This is a genomic window from Flavobacteriales bacterium (genome assembly GCA_016712535.1).
Taxonomy (GTDB): Bacteria; Bacteroidota; Bacteroidia; order Flavobacteriales_F; family PHOS-HE28; genus PHOS-HE28.
Window position 1 is genome coordinate 237270 of the sequence record JADJQW010000002.1, and the last position, 14866, is coordinate 252135.

The following is a 14866-nucleotide window of genomic DNA, read 5'->3' on the forward strand; positions in this document are numbered from 1 at the left end:
CCGAATGCTGCCCGGCTCAAGCTTGTTGCTCGATGACTTGCCGACGGGGAATGAGGACCCATACCCATCCAGGCACCCGCAGGGTCCACGCGCCCTAACGGCCATCACGGGCCTTGGGCTGGTGCATGCAGGAGCGAGTCTGGCCTTGTGCCGCAAGCGCGAGGGGGCGCCGAGATTCGATCAACGCATGCGCATCGTCCTCATTTATGCCGGTGTCGAATCGGTCGATGGCTATTGGAGCCGGTCCGCATCGGCACCATACGACACCCTCGTTTCTTCCGCCACTGGCGAGCAATACGTGCTCGACAGCATTTGGACGGAACGTTACACGGCTAGGCACGCGCGAGACCGAATCGGTCTTGATGCCACATACATCGTGCATCGAAGGGCTGAATCGAGATTCTCTTGGTACCTGGGCTTGGGCGTCCAATTCGGTGTCGGACTCTCCGGAAATGCCGAGGTCGACCGTGCGATCATCCGCGAGACCAAACAGCCCTCGGGCGGCTTCGACTATGAATACGAGCAGCTCAGTCGTGAACGATTTCGCACTCCGGCCACGGGCTATGTCAGCATGCACGCGCTTTTCGGAGTCGATCTGCGCCTTGGTCGGAAAAGCGCGTTCTGGAGCGCGCTTCACCTCTATGCCGAGATGCGGCCCACGATCATGGTTCGCTCACTTCCGAATCTGCCCGCTCAGGCCAGCGGGGCGTGGCAGAACCTCTTCGGCCTGCGCATCGATCTGCGCTGACCGCTACTCCTTCACGAGCTTGAAGCGCTCGGTGCGGTCCGCCGAGTTGAGCGTCAACCATTTCAGTCCTGCCGCCAGTCCGCTCAGGTCGACGCGCGCCGGTCTCGCCATCACCGTGAGCTCCCGTTCCATGCGGCCATCGGCACCATGAATCATCACACGCACTGGGCCTGTGCCGAGACCCTCGACATACACGGCGTCGACCGCCGGGTTCGGCCATGCCCTGAATGCCCCGACCGCGGTTTCATCCACACTCACCGCAAATCCAAGTTCGCTCAACAGCCCGCACACTTCGGTCCAGCAGGTGTCGGTGGAATTGGCCGGCAGATACCACGCAGTGATGCAGAGTTCGATGTTCAGCACGGAGCCCAGCCCGATCTGGATCGTGGGGCCGTAGAGGACCAGACCATTGTCGAATGTCCATGTGATGCCGTTGCTCGGGATATTCGTGCTGGCCGTGAGGATGAAGCCCGCGCCCGACCCCTCAGAGTCGATCTCCAGCGCGAAGGTGGGATCGCATTCGTCTGGACCTTGTCCGATCATAACTTCGGTACAGTATTCACCCACGCAGGTGATCAGGCCGGATGATGTCTCGAAGATGGTGGTGGCTACCAAGCACACCGTGTACGTGCCGGGCTCGGCGTAGGCGTGGTCAGGTTGCGCATTGCTACTCGTGGTGCCATCACCGAAGATCCATTGCCAGGTGGTCTGGAAGCCCGTGCCCGTGGTGCCGTTGCTGAAGACCACGCCATTGCCCGATGCCGCAGTGGCCCAGGTGAAGCCCGCCTCAAAGCCATCGCACGGATCGCCGCCGCCGCTGATCACAACAGGTGCGCAGTATTCATCCACGCAAGTGATCAGGCCGGCGGACGTCTCGAAGATGGTGGTGGCCACCAGGCACACCGTGTACGTGCCGGGCTCGGCGTAGGCGTGGTCAGGTTGCGCATTGCTACTCGTGGTGCCATCACCGAAGATCCATTGCCAGGTGGTCTGGAAGCCCGTGCCCGTGGTGCCGTTGCTGAAGACCACGCCATTGCCCGATGCCGCAGTGGCCCAGGTGAAGCCCGCCTCAAAGCCATCGCACGGATCGCCGCCGCCGCTGATCACAACAGGTGCGCAGTATTCATCCACGCAAGTAATCAGGCCGGATGATGTCTCGAAGACCGTGGTGGCCACCAGGCACACCGTGTACGTGCCGGGCTCGGCGTAGGCGTGGTCAGGTTGCGCATTGTTACTCGTGGTGCCATCACCGAAGATCCATTGCCAAGTGGTCTGGAAGCCCGTGCCCGTAGTGCCGTTGCTGAAGGCCACGCCATAACCCGATGCCGTACTGGCCCAGGTGAAGCCCGCCTCAAAGCCATCGCACGGATCGCCGCCGCCGCTGATCACAACGGGTGCGCAGTATTCATCCACGCAAGTGATCAGGCCGGATGATGTTTCGAAGACCGTGGTGGCCACCAGGCACACCGTGTACGTGCCGGGCTCGGCGTAGGCGTGGTCAGGTTGCGCATTGTTACTCGTGGTGCCATCACCGAAGATCCATTGCCAGGTGGTCTGGAAGCCCGTGCCCGTGGTGCCGTTGCTGAAGACCACGCCATTGCCCGATGCCGTACTGGCCCAGGTGAAGCCCGCCTCAAAGCCATCGCACGGATCGCCGCCGCCGCTGATCACAACAGGTGCGCAGTATTCATCCACGCAAGTGAGCGATTCTCCGCTTGGGAGAATGAAGATCGTGATGGCCGTGAGACACACCTCATAGGTGCCGGGGCCCGGGAACTCGTGAAGCGGCTGGGCGTTATTGCTCGATGTTCCGTCGCCGAAGCTCCACTGCCATGTGGTGCTCTGACCCGTGCCCACTGTGCCGTTGCTGAACTGCACCGGGTTGCTGGTTGCAGAGGCCCAGGTGAAAGCGGCGTCAAAGCCATCACAAATGTTCTGTGCCCAGCCTTGAAGGGTGAGGAGAGCAACGAGGAGCAGCGCAGTAAGGCGCATCCGGTATCGGTTTGGTCACGCAAATGACGCAATCGGGGGCTGAATAGGCGCCCACGGACGGATTGCCCTATTTCCTTGCCCGGACGCCCTTGCTTTCTACATTTGCGCTCCCTTGAAAAAGGGACCTTCCCTGGTAGCTCAGCTGGTTAGAGCACATGACTGTTAATCATGGGGTCGCTGGTTCAAGTCCAGCCCGGGGAGCTCGAGAAGGCCGCAATGAGCGGCCTTCCTTCTTTTCAACCTGACATCCATGCAGCTCATCACCGTTGGCACCGTCGCATTCGACCGCATCGAGACCCCGTTCGGCGTGGCCGAGAAGACCGTTGGCGGTGCGGCCACCTACATCAGCCTGGCGGCCTCCGTTTTCTTGGAGAAGATGGGCCTGGTGAGCGTGGTGGGCGACGATTTCCCGGAGGCGGTGATGGTGCAGCTCCGTGATCGCGGTGTTGACCTCTCTGGGCTGGAGGTGCTCAAGGGCAAGGAGAGCTTCTTCTGGGCGGGTCGGTACCACTACGACATGAACACGCGCGACACGTTGGAGACGCGCTTGAATGTGCTGCTCGACCTGGATCCGGAGCTGCCCGAGGCCTACCGCAAGGCGCCATACGTGATGCTGGGAAACCTGGACCCTGGCGTGCAAGCCAAGGTGCTCGACCAAATGGAAGAGCGTCCGGCGCTCGTGGTGATGGACACTATGAATTTCTGGATGGACAGCGCCATGCCGAAGCTGACGGAAGTGATCTCTCGCGTGGATATCCTCACCATCAACGATGCCGAGGCACGGCAGCTGAGCGGAGAGCACAGCCTGGTGAAGGCCGCCACGAAGATCCTGGCCATGGGCCCGAAGCATCTGGTGGTGAAAAAAGGTGAGCACGGCGCTCTGCTCTTCGGCCAGGGCCGTGTCTTCTTCGCGCCAGCACTTCCGCTGGAAGATGTGGTTGACCCCACTGGCGCCGGAGACACATTCGCCGGGGGCTTCATCGGCTACCTCGCTCGCACGCAAGACCACAGTTTCGACAACCTCAAGCGCGCGATCATCGTGGGCAGCGCACTGGCCAGCTTCACCTGCGAGAAGTTCGGCATCGAGCGCTTGGTGGAGGTAACGCGCGAGGACATCGATGCGCGCATCCAGCAATTCGTGGAGCTCGTCGACTTCGACATCGAGCTCGTGGAAGGCTGATTCCTGAACAACGACAGCAGCCCGCAGACCCCGATCTTCGGGCGTGCATCAGCCACGCAACTACCCCGCCCTCACCGGCATTCGCGCTGTCGCTGCGCTGCTCGTCTTTCTTCACCACTACGGCCCAGACGTCCCCGCTCTTCAGCACCCGTGGCTCTTAGCGCTCCTGGGCCAATGCCATGTCGGCGTCACGCTCTTCTTCGTGCTCAGCGGGTTTCTCATCGCCGATCGCTATTGGTCGGTGGGCCTGGGCGCCCTGCCCGCTTTCCTCCTTCGCAGGGCTGGCCGGATCATGCCGCTTTACCTCTTGATCACGGCGGTGGTCTTCGTGCATCCATGGTGGGCACAGGAGGGCGCTGGTGGGTTCCCTCTTGCCCTGTTCCTGGCGAACGCCACACTGCTGCGCGGCTGGTTCGACGACCTGTGGAATACCGGCATCGCGCAGGGCTGGTCGCTCACCGCAGAGATGACCTTCTATTGCCTTGCTCTGCCCCTCTTGTGGTGCGTGCGCAGAAATCCTTACGCCCTGTTGGTGGTTCCCGGATTCTTGATCGCAACAGGTCTGATCCTGGTTGAAGCACTCGATGGACAAGCGCCCTATGGCTTTCTGGGTTCACGCTTATTCTTCTTCGGCATCACCTTTCCGGGGCGTTGCATTGAGTTCCTTGCGGGCGTGGCCCTGGCTTGGGCGATGCGCGAACCCGCTTGGGATGTGGTGCCTCGAAAGGCTACGCTGATAGGCGCGGTGCTCTGCTGCGGCCTGGTCTGCATTTCAGCAGCCTTGCGCACGGACTATACGGATCCCTTTGGCGTGGTGCTCTTGAGCGCTTGCCTTCCTATGGGCCTCGCGATTCTATTCGCCGGACTGATGCGCGAGCGCTCGTGGCTGCGACGGGTGCTTGAAAGCGGGCCGTTCCAGGTGATGGGCCGCGCGTCCTACGCCTTCTATCTCATACACATGGGCCTCCTCTTCCAGCTCATTGACCGCCATTCACCCAGCTTGATCGTCACCTGGCTCGTCCTGCAGATGCTCGCTTGGCTGCTCTTCCTCGTCATAGAGGATCCATGCAACCGTTGGTTCAAGAGGAGGTTCCCGGTCGGCGCGGCATAACTCAGCCAAGCTTTGCGGCCACGGCATCCCAGTTCACCACATTCCACCAAGCAGCCACGTATTCGTTGCGCTTATTCTGGTACTTCAGGTAATAGGCGTGCTCCCAAACATCAAGCGCCAGCAGCGGCCGTCCCTTCAGCTCGCTGACATCCATGAGCGGGTTGTCCTGATTGGGCGTGCTTCCGATCGCGAGCTTGCCTTCGCGTTCAACCAGCCAGGCCCAACCACTGCCGAAGCGCTTCATGGCCGCGTCAGTGAAGACGTCCTTGAATTTCTCGAATGAGCCGAATGAACCATTGATCGCATCCTGCGCTTTGCCCATGGGAGCACCGCTCTGGCCGGGCGCCATCACCTGCCAGAAGAAATTATGGTTCCATGCGCCGCCGCCGTTGTTGCGGGCTTTGGGGCTGAGCTTCGATGCGGTGGCGAAGAAGGCAGCCTCATCCGTTGAAACGATGCCTTCGGAGATGATCGCCTCGTTCACATTCTTCACGTAGGCTGCATGATGCCTCCCATAGTGGATCTCCATGGTGAGCGCATCGATGTGCGGCTCGAGCGCAGCGAGGGCGTAAGGGAGCTTCGCTTGGGTGAATAGCGGGTCATTCGGCGCCGGTCCTGGCGGCGCGGAGCCGCTTGCCGCTCCACGCGGAATGGAACAGGAGCCGGCTTGAAGCAAGGTAGGCCCTGCGATGGCGGCCCCAGCCAATGCTTGCAACGAACGAGCGAGGAAGTGCTTGCGGTCCATAGCGGCCAAGGTACATGCGCTCGCGGGCGGTCCGCTCAGGCGAACTGCACCAGCAGTTGCCCTTTTTCCACCGGCTTGCCCTTCTCAACGGCGATCGCCTTCACTACGCCATCGCCGGGAGCTTTTATCAGGTTCTCCATCTTCATGGCTTCCAGCACAAGCACGGGGTCGTTCTTCTTCACTTGGTCACCCGGCTTCACGAGGATGTTGATCACGAGTCCGGGCATCGGCGCCTTCAGGTCGCCGGCCTTTCGTGCCACCTTGTCGAGGCCCAGCGTCTGCATCAGGCGGTCCTGTTCCTCCTCAAGCTTCACGGTGCAAGTGCGTCCGCCGATGCGCAGGCGTACCGTTCGGTTCTCCCGGTCCTCCTTCAGCACGAGGGCCCGATGGCTGCGGCCATCGATCACCACGCTGAATTGCGCAGGTCCGATTCGTACAAGGTCCGCCGGAGCGCCGACAAGGCTCCAGGGCGCATCAGATGATCGGCGCTCCAGCACGAGTTCGCCTTGGGTGCCGCTGATCGCGGCGAAGAGCTTGGCCATTTCCGGTGATTGAGTGCGGCGAAACTAGAGGCTATCGAGGCCCTCAGCGCTTGTTGAAATTGTTCATGGCGCTGGCCACGCCGAGCAGCCCGAATTGCAGCACGGCCTTGGAAGCGAGCTCGATCCGCTCAGCGATGGCTTTCCGCTCCTCTTCGCTCCATGGGCTGAGCACATAGTCGCTCTGGTGCCCTTTGGGGAAGTCGCTGCCGATGCCGAAGCGCAAACGCGGGAACTCCTCAGTGCCGATGAGCTCGATGATGCTGGTTAGTCCGTTGTGCCCTCCGGCGCCTCCTTTCGCTCGGATGCGGATGGCACCGAAAGGGATCGCGAGGTCGTCCGTGATCACCAGCACGCGGTCGGCCGGAATGCCTTCTTGGTCCATCCAGTACCGGACCGCCTTTCCGCTGAGATTCATGAAGGTGCTGGGTTTGATGAGGATGAAGGTGCGCCCCTTGTGGCGCAGCTCAGCTCGATCACCATAGCGATCGGGGACGAAACGCACGCCGGCGGCTTCGGCCACATGGTCCAGCACTTGGAAGCCGATGTTGTGGCGCGTTCCGGTGTAGTCGGGTCCCGGATTGCCCAATCCGACGATTAGGTGCTTCATGTGCCCTGCAAATGAAACGAGCCCCCGACAAGGTCAGGGGCCCATTCGTGGAATTGATCGTGTGATCGGAGCCGAGGACTACTTCTTCGCAGCGGGCTTCGCGTCGGCGGCGGCGGGCTTCGCGTCGCCGGCCTTCGCAGCGGCAGCGGGCGCAGCCGCACCAGCGGCCGGAGCAGCGCCAGCGGCCGGAGCGGCTTCTTCCACCTTCTTCGGCACCTTCACGGACACCACCACCTCTTCGGCATCGTGCATCGGGGTCAGGCCATTGAGCTTCAGATCGCCGACATGCACGCTCTGGTTGATGTCGAGTCCGGCCACATCCACCTCGAGGTGCGCGGGGATGGCACCTGGAAGGCCTTTCACCGTCACCTTGCGCATGACCTGGCTGAGCTTGCCGCCATTGCGCACGCCAATGGGCTGGCCCTTCAGGCGGATGGAGAGCTGCACCTTGGCTTCCCGATCCTCTTTCATCTCCATGAAATCGACATGGATCACGCGGTCGCTGATCGGGTGGAACTGTTTCTGGTGCACCATGGCCAAGGTCTTCGCGCCATCGAGTTCGAGCTCGATGCCGGTGACCTCCGGGGTGAAGACCACTTTGCGCAGGGCGGCCTCGTCCACGCTGAAGTGGACCGTGCCCGTGCCTCCGTAGAGCACGCAGGGCACGCGCTTCACGCGGCGCAGCTGGGCGGCATTCTTGGTGCCGACTTGTTGGCGGACATTGCCGCTGAGGGTGATTCTGTTCATGGGGTGACGGTGTTACGCGATGATGAAGTGGCTGCTGATGCTCTCGTGGCTCCGCACGCGGCGGATAACGTCGGCGAAGAGCTGCGCGACGCTGAGCACTTGGATCTTGCTGGTGATGGCCCGCTTCTCCGGGCTCATGGGGATGGTGTCGGTGACGAAGAGCTCCGTGAGCGCGCTCTTCTCGATGCGCTCGCAGGCCTCACCACTGAGCACGGCGTGGGTGCACACCGCACGGACGCTGGTAGCGCCTAGGTCCATCATCATGTCGGCGGCCTTGGTGAGCGTGCCTGCGGTGTCGATCATATCGTCCACGAGCACCACGTTCTTGTCCTTCACGTCGCCGATCACGGTCATGCGCTCGATCTGGTTGGCCACCTTGCGCTGCTTGTAGCAGATGGCCATGTCGCAGCCCAAGTGCTTGCTGTAGGCGTTAGCGCGCTTGGTGCCGCCGGTGTCGGGAGCCGCCATCACCAGGTCGGGGAGCTTCATCTCCTTGATGTGCGGCAGGAAGATGGTGCTGGCGAAGAGGTGATCGACCGGTACCTCGAAGAAGCCCTGGATCTGGTCGGCGTGCAGGTCCATGGTCATGATGCGGTCCACTCCGGCGGCGGTGAGCATGTTGGCCACCAGCTTGGCGCCCACCGAGACGCGGGGCTTGTCCTTGCGGTCCTGCCGGGCGAATCCGAAGTAGGGCATCACGGCCACGATGCGCTTGGCGCTGGCCCGCTTGGCGGCATCGACCATGAGCAGCAGCTCGAAGAGGTTGTCGCTGGGCGGGAAGGTGCTCTGCACGATGAAGACCAGTTCGCCGCGCACGGTCTCCTCGAAGCTGGGCTGGAACTCGCCATCGCTGAAGCGGGCCACGCTCACCTCGCCCAAGCGCTCGCCGCTGGCCGCAGCAATCTGCTCGCTCAGGTACTTGGTGGCGGTGCCGCTGAAGATCTTGGCGCTCTCGAGCATGGCGATTTCCCCGAAACGGGCCGCGAATGTAGAGATCCTCAGCGGGTTATCAACAGGTGTGGGTAGTGAGTAGAATTTGGGTCGCCGGTACCTTCGGCCCCCGTCCGGTCCTAATGCATACGCTGGACCCCGCGACCATGCCCAAGCGCACCAGCCGTAGTGACGGCCCTTCCCCGGCCAAGCTCTCCCAAGATGTCCTAGCTGCCATTCGGCGGTCTGGCCACGCCGGCGTTACCAGTCAGCAGCTCGCCCTGCAGTTGGGCTTCAAGGACAAAGGCCAGCGCTACCTGCTCTTCGATGCCATCGAAGCGCTACTGGACGAGGGGCGGATCGAGAGCGGAAAGAAAGGACGCTATACCGCGCAGGGGGGGAAGGACAGCGTGGAGGGCCGAATCGACATCATCGCCAGCGGGGCCGGGTACGTGCGCGTGGAAGGCGGCGAGGAAGACATCTTCATCCACAATAGGAATGTGGGCGTCGCGCTGCACGGCGACCGCGTGCTGGTGAAGGTGATGAGCAGCCGCGGCGCTCGCGCCGAAGGCAAAGTGCTCAGCATCCTCGAACGGCGCAGGACCGAATTCGTGGGCACCATACACAAGCAGCAAGGGCGGCTCATGCTCGTGGCCGACGACCAGCGCGTGCAGCGACCCTTCTTCATCCCGCCGCACGAGAGCCTCAATGCGCAGGAGGGCGACAAAGCGATCATCGCGCTGGGCGAATGGAAGGACAGCCGCGATATGCCGCGGGGCAGGGTGACCCGCGTGCTGGGCCGCGCCGGCGAGCACCACGTGGAGATGCACGCCATCCTCGCGGAATTCGGACTGCCGTTGGATTTCCCCGAGAGCGTGCGGCTGGCAAGCGAGAAGATCGGCAATGGTGTAACGCCTGAAGAGATCGCCATGCGCCGCGATGTGCGCGATATCCCCACGCTCACCATCGATCCGGATGATGCCAAGGATCTGGATGATGCACTGAGCCTGCGCAAGCTCGAGAGCGGCAACTGGGAAGTGGGCGTACACATCGCCGATGTGAGCCATTACGTGACGCCGCGCAGCGTGATCGACATGGAGGCGGCCAACCGCGCCACCAGCGTTTACCTCGTGGACCGCGTGGTCCCCATGCTGCCGGAGAAGCTCAGCAATGACCTCTGCTCACTCAACCCGCATACCGACAAGCTCAGCTTCAGCGCCATCTTCGAACTGGATGAAAAGGCGCGCGTCAAGGGTGAGTGGTTCGGCCGCACCGTGATGCGCTCGCAGCGCCGCTTCGCCTATGCCGAGGCTCAGGCCATCATCGATGGCGCCGATGGCGACTTCAGGAACGAAGTGCTCACGCTGCACCGGCTCGCGCAAGTGATGCGCAAGGAGCGGATCGAGAATGGCGCGCTGGAGATCGGCGGCAACGAGGTGAAGTTCAAGCTCGATGAGCAAGGTCGACCGCTGGGCGTGCATGAGAAAGTGATGGGCCCCGCCAACTGGCTCATCGAGGAGTTCATGCTGCTCGCGAATAAGCGCGTGGCGGCGTGGGTGAACAAGCCGAAAAGGGGCGCGCCAGGCTCCGCTGGGGCGGCGCGCCCTTTCGTCTATCGCGTGCACGACCTGCCCGACCCGGAGAAAGTGGAGCAGCTGCGTGCGCTAGCGAAGAGCTTCGGCCATTCGCTGACCGTTGGCAAGGGCGAGGACCTGCCGCACGCGATCAATCGGCTCCTGCATGACGTCCGCGGGAAGGAGGAGGAGAACATCATCAAGCAGGTGGCGATCCGCAGCATGGCGAAGGCCATCTACAGCACGGAGAACATCGGCCATTACGGGCTGGCCTTCGAGCATTACACCCACTTCACCTCCCCTATCCGCCGCTACCCGGATCTTCTGGTTCACCGGGCCATGGCGCATTACCTCGCCGGCGGCTCGCCCCTTGATCGCGAAGCGCTCGAGTTGAGCTGCGCCCACAGCTCGCGCATGGAGAAGCAGGCCTCTGATGCGGAGCGCGCGAGCATCAAGTACAAGCAGGCCGAGTACCTGATTGCGCGCATCGGGCAATCGTTCGAGGGCATCATCAGCGGCCTCACCAACTGGGGCATCTATGTGGAGCTGCGCGAGAACAAGTGCGAGGGAATGATCCCCTTACGCGAGCTGCCCGGCGATGTGTTCCGCTTCGATCGAGAGCGATACACGGTCGCGGGCCACCGCACGGGCCGCAAGTTCCGGCTGGGAGATGAGCTCACCGTGGCCATCAAGGCTGTAGACATGGACAAGCGAACGGTTGAGCTGGCGCTGCACGAAGCGCGCGGTCCGGTGACCACGAGCGGGAAGTTCGTGCGCAAGCCCGAGGGTCGGTGGGACGAGGCCTTGCCCGCTGAGAAGCAAGAGCACGCCCGGAAGGGCAAAGCGGCCGCGCAATCGCGCGAGCGCCAACGGCGCAGCATGGGTCGCGGTAAGCGGAAATAGGCGGCCTATACCAGATTCAGGCGCTTGGCCAGATCATCCTTGTAGCTGCCTCCGATCGGGATCACCTTTTTATCGTTCTCCAGGATCAGGTTGGGCTGCTCGATGGCCGTGATCTTATCGACCCGGACGATGAAGCTGCGGTGGACGCGCAGGAATTCGCTCTCTGGCAATTTGGCCTCGATGTCCTTCATGGTGCTGTGAACGGTGTAGCGCGTGTTCAACAGATTGATCACCACGTAATCCTTCAGCGCCTCCACGAAATAGATGTCCTTGGTGTTGAGCTTCACCAGGCGGCTATTGCTCTTCACGAAGAGGATGTCCTTGTTGCTGTCCTTGTTCTCCACCAGGGCGTAGAGCATGTCGCGCTCCTTGAGCACCTCGGTCTCTTTCTTGTGCTTGTACAGGGCCATCTCAATCGACGTGTGGATGTCGATCTCCTTGAAGGGCTTGATGATGTATCCGTAGGGCTGCGTCACCTTCGCCTTCGCCAGCGTGCTTTCATCGGCGTAGGCCGTGAGGAAGATCACCGGGATATTGGCCTCCTTGCGGATGGCTTCGGCCGCATCTATCCCGCTCATCTCGCCTTTGAGCATGATGTCCATGAGGATGATGTCGGGCACGTGCTCCTTGGCCAGGGCAACCGCTTGTTCACCGGTGCTGGCCGCACCCACCACATGGTAGCCCAGCTTCTTGAGGCTGTGCTGAATGTCCTTGCTCACGATGCTCTCGTCCTCAACGACCAGTACGTTCGTCTGCGCCATGTGCTTTCGGGTTGACCCGTTCAAAAGTAAGTAAATAGCTCACCCCGCCTTTGCTGCTGCGCTCCATGCGGCCATCGATCTGCGCAGTGAGCAATTGGACCAGCTCCAGGCCGAGGCCGCCGTCGCGTTCATCCTGGAATCCGTCGGGCAATCCGTTGCCATTGTCACCCGCTTCGATCCTGACCTGTTCGCCTTCCATGCGCAGCACGATTCTGATGGCACCTTCCCGGCCATCGGCGAAGGCGTGCTTGAGCGCATTGCTGATGATCTCGTTGAGGATGAGGCCGCAGGGCATGGCTTGATCGATGCTCAAGTGCACCGGCTCCAGGTCCAGGTCGAGCGAGACGCGGCCCGAGGTGCTGTAACTGAGCAGGAGGTTGCGGGACAGGCCGTCGATGTAGTCGGCCAGGTCGATGCTGCTGAACTGCTTGTTCTGGTAGAGCCGCTCATGGATGAGGGCCATGCTTCGCACGCGGTCCCGACTGTGATGCAGCATCTCGCGCACCTTCGGGTCCAAACCATCGCGTTCACCCTGCAGCTTGGTAATGCTGCTGATCACCTGCAGATTGTTCTTCACGCGGTGGTGAACCTCTTTGAGCAGCACCTCTTTCTCTGCCAGGCTGTGCTCCAGCGCGCGCTGCGCCTCCTTGCGGTCGGTGATGCCGTAGGCCAAGCATGAGATCTCCGTGACGGCCCCGTCAACCACGATGGGATTGAGGAAGTTCTCCACCCAGGCCGAGTCGCCGTGAAGGTCAACCAGCTCCACCTCGAACTGTTGCGGAATGCCGCGGAGGGCCGCAGCGTATCGTGCGATCAACTGCTTGGTAGCGCCCGACCTCACGCGCGGAGCCATGCGCTCTACAAAGTCGTCGCCGTGACTGAACCTGATGCCATGGATTTCCGCTATGCTGCGCTCGAAGTGACCATTGAACGAGGTGAGGCGGAAATCCCGGCTCAGCGTCCAGATCATCATGTTGGCCGAGCTCTCGAAGATGGCCTTGAGACGGGCCGCTTGCTCGCGCACCAAGTCCTCCGCAAGCTTCTGCTCCGTGATTTCGTGACCTATGCCGAAAACCTCGCCCACCTTCCCGTCGTGGCCGAAGACCGGGCTGAGGAAGACCTCGTTGCACACGCGCCCGCCTTTCAGGTCCGTGAGGTCCGTGTCGAACCGAAGCGCCTTGCCAGCGAACGCCTCGGTGTATTGGGCTGCCCAGAAATCGTGGTAGTCGGTGCTGGCAAAGGTCCTGCGGGGCTTGCCGGTGTCCTTGTTCACTTCGGGCTTCACGCCATAGAGCCGCTCGATCATGTCCGCGTAGCCCTTGTTGAATGAGGTGAGCCGCAATCCGCTGTCCACTGACCAGAACATGTGCTCGCTGCTCTCGAAGAGCGCACGAAGCCTGGCTTGGTGGCCTTCGATTTCCTGTCGGGCCGCCAATTCCTTGGTGATGTCCCGGAAGATGCTCCTTGTGGCTACCGGATGTCCATCCACCGTGCGCAAGTTGCTCGTGCCCTCAACCACGATGGCATGGCCATCACGAGCGCGGAATGTGGTCCTAATGCGGCCGACATCATCGCCGGACATGACCCGCGCAAAAAGCCTCTGGCATTCATCCTGATGGTCCGGATGGATGATGTCCCACATGGTCATCGTGCGCAGTTCATCCTCTGAGTAACCGAGCGCGGCGCGCCAAGCGTTGTTCACGTACTCGAACCGACCATCAGGCCCGGCGCTTTGAATGAGGTCGGTCGCATTCTCGAAAAGGTCGCGATAGCGCTCCTCGCTCGCGCGCAGCGCCTCTTGGTCCTGCTTCATGCGCGTGATGTCGCGCGAAACGCCCATGGCCCCGACCTGCTTGCCTTCTTCATCGAAGAGCCTCGATGCCGCCAGGAAGGAGACGAAGTGGCGGCCGTTCTTATCCCTGTTGCGCACCTCGCCCGTAAACGCGCCGTACCGGTCGAGCTCATGCTGCACGCGCGCATACTCGGCCGGGTCAGCGTAGAGCATCCTCGTATCCTGCCCGAGCACCTCTTCGGCCTCGTATCCGAAGCGGATGCTGGCTGCCGGGTTGTATTCCGTCACACGGCCCTCGCTATCGGCCGCCATGATCATGTCCAAGGAACTATCGATGAGGCTTCGCGCGAAACGCCGCGAGTGCCTGAGCTCCTCTTGCGTGCGGCGGTGCATCTCGATCTCTTGGCGCAGCACTGAATTCACCTCTTGGGCGATTTGAAGCTGCACGCGTTCCCGGATTGCGCGCTCGCGGGACGCCTGGTCATGAATCGTGACCTGCACGGCGGGCTCGCCATCGAGCACCGTGGCCATGGCCACGATGAGCAATTGCTGCATCTCGAAGCGCTCCAAGCGCACCAAGGCCTCTGTCTCGCGCCCCATCGCCGCAAATTGAACGGCTTGATCGACGCTGGGCCGGTCGCCCGGATGGAACATCGCAGACGGCGCCCCGCCGACCGGATCATTCCCCAATAGCTTGACGGACGCGGGATTGGCGTATCGGACCACACCATTTCGCACCAGCAGCAATCCATCGTGCATGCGCTCGACAAGATTCCGATGGCTGATCGATGCTGCGCGCTGGGCTTCTTGGGACTGCTTGATCGGGGTGATATCCATGAGCATCCCGAGCACTGTGGTTTCACCTATGCCAGAATGCACGAGGTAGACGTTCTCGAGCACATGCACCTCAGCACCTGTCTTGTGCCGCAAGCGGATCTCGTAATTGACCAGCCTTCCCTTCTCTTGCAGTTCGTTCAGGTAACGCACCCGGTCATCAGCGCTGAAATACAGCACACCCGCCTTCAGCGCCATCAGCTCGTCCCGGTCGGCGTAACCGAGCACATGGGCCATGGCATCATTGCACTCCACGAACCTTCCGTCGAGCGTGGTGCGGAAAATACCGGCGAGGTTGCCGTTCAGCAGGTCGTCGTACCGGCGCTTAAGCTCACTGTACTCGTCGGCGTCGGACTGAGCCCTTCTTCCCTTCTGGCGCATCGTAATTCAGTCACGGCTG

The 14866-nt window shown here is 61.9% G+C and carries 12 protein-coding genes and 1 tRNA gene; 5 read left to right on the plus strand and 8 right to left on the minus strand.

The features are described 5' to 3' along the window. Positions 1 to 187: 187 nt before the first annotated feature. Complete coding sequence (locus IPK70_00970) at positions 188 to 748, plus strand: hypothetical protein (protein MBK8225730.1); 561 nt, start codon at positions 188 to 190, stop codon at positions 746 to 748. Positions 749 to 751: 3 nt separating this feature from the next. On the opposite strand, the gene IPK70_00975 is transcribed toward IPK70_00970, so the two are convergent. Further along, positions 752 to 2740, minus strand: coding sequence for a PKD domain-containing protein (locus tag IPK70_00975; GenBank protein ID MBK8225731.1), 1989 nt, complete (start codon positions 2738 to 2740; stop codon positions 752 to 754). Between the two features lie 127 nt (positions 2741 to 2867). Between IPK70_00975 and IPK70_00980 the strand changes: the two genes are divergently transcribed. From IPK70_00980 to IPK70_00990, 3 genes are all read left to right on the plus strand, one after another. Then, positions 2868 to 2941: transfer RNA gene (locus IPK70_00980), tRNA-Asn, on the plus strand. Between the two features lie 49 nt (positions 2942 to 2990). Beyond that, on the plus strand, positions 2991 to 3920 hold the full coding sequence (locus IPK70_00985) for a bifunctional hydroxymethylpyrimidine kinase/phosphomethylpyrimidine kinase (GenBank protein MBK8225732.1): 930 nt from the start codon (positions 2991 to 2993) through the stop codon (positions 3918 to 3920). 43 nt (positions 3921 to 3963) lie between these two features. Further along, entirely contained in the window at positions 3964 to 5031 is a 1068-nt protein-coding gene (locus IPK70_00990; protein ID MBK8225733.1) for an acyltransferase, read from the plus strand. A 1-nt stretch (position 5032) separates the two neighbouring features. Here the strand turns inward: IPK70_00990 and IPK70_00995 are convergent, their stop codons facing one another. From IPK70_00995 to IPK70_01015, 5 genes are all read right to left on the minus strand, one after another. Beyond that, positions 5033 to 5776: a superoxide dismutase gene (locus tag IPK70_00995; GenBank protein MBK8225734.1), complete on the minus strand. Its 744-nt coding sequence runs from the start codon at positions 5774 to 5776 to the stop codon at positions 5033 to 5035. 35 nt (positions 5777 to 5811) lie between these two features. Then, a complete protein-coding gene (locus IPK70_01000) occupies positions 5812 to 6318 on the minus strand; it encodes an acetyl-CoA carboxylase biotin carboxyl carrier protein subunit (GenBank protein MBK8225735.1) in 507 nt (168 codons plus the stop codon). Positions 6319 to 6361: 43 nt separating this feature from the next. After that, complete coding sequence (locus IPK70_01005; GenBank protein ID MBK8225736.1) at positions 6362 to 6925, minus strand: aminoacyl-tRNA hydrolase; 564 nt, start codon at positions 6923 to 6925, stop codon at positions 6362 to 6364. 78 nt (positions 6926 to 7003) lie between these two features. Next, positions 7004 to 7672 (minus strand): 50S ribosomal protein L25, encoded by a 669-nt coding sequence (locus IPK70_01010; GenBank protein MBK8225737.1) that lies wholly within the window; start codon positions 7670 to 7672, stop codon positions 7004 to 7006. 12 nt (positions 7673 to 7684) lie between these two features. Beyond that, positions 7685 to 8632 carry a ribose-phosphate pyrophosphokinase gene (locus IPK70_01015; protein ID MBK8225738.1) on the minus strand — a complete coding sequence of 316 codons (948 nt, stop codon included), beginning with the start codon at positions 8630 to 8632 and terminating at the stop codon, positions 7685 to 7687. Between the two features lie 137 nt (positions 8633 to 8769). Here IPK70_01015 and rnr point away from each other — a divergent pair, with 137 nt between their 5' ends. Beyond that, entirely contained in the window at positions 8770 to 11079 is a 2310-nt protein-coding gene (gene rnr, locus IPK70_01020; GenBank protein ID MBK8225739.1) for a ribonuclease R, read from the plus strand. 5 nt (positions 11080 to 11084) lie between these two features. Here the strand turns inward: rnr and IPK70_01025 are convergent, their stop codons facing one another. Further along, entirely contained in the window at positions 11085 to 11840 is a 756-nt protein-coding gene (locus IPK70_01025; GenBank protein ID MBK8225740.1) for a response regulator, read from the minus strand. Then, positions 11812 to 14847 carry a PAS domain S-box protein gene (locus IPK70_01030; GenBank protein ID MBK8225741.1) on the minus strand — a complete coding sequence of 1012 codons (3036 nt, stop codon included), beginning with the start codon at positions 14845 to 14847 and terminating at the stop codon, positions 11812 to 11814. The genes IPK70_01025 and IPK70_01030 overlap by 29 nt, the downstream gene beginning before the upstream one ends. Positions 14848 to 14866 lie beyond the last annotated feature (19 nt).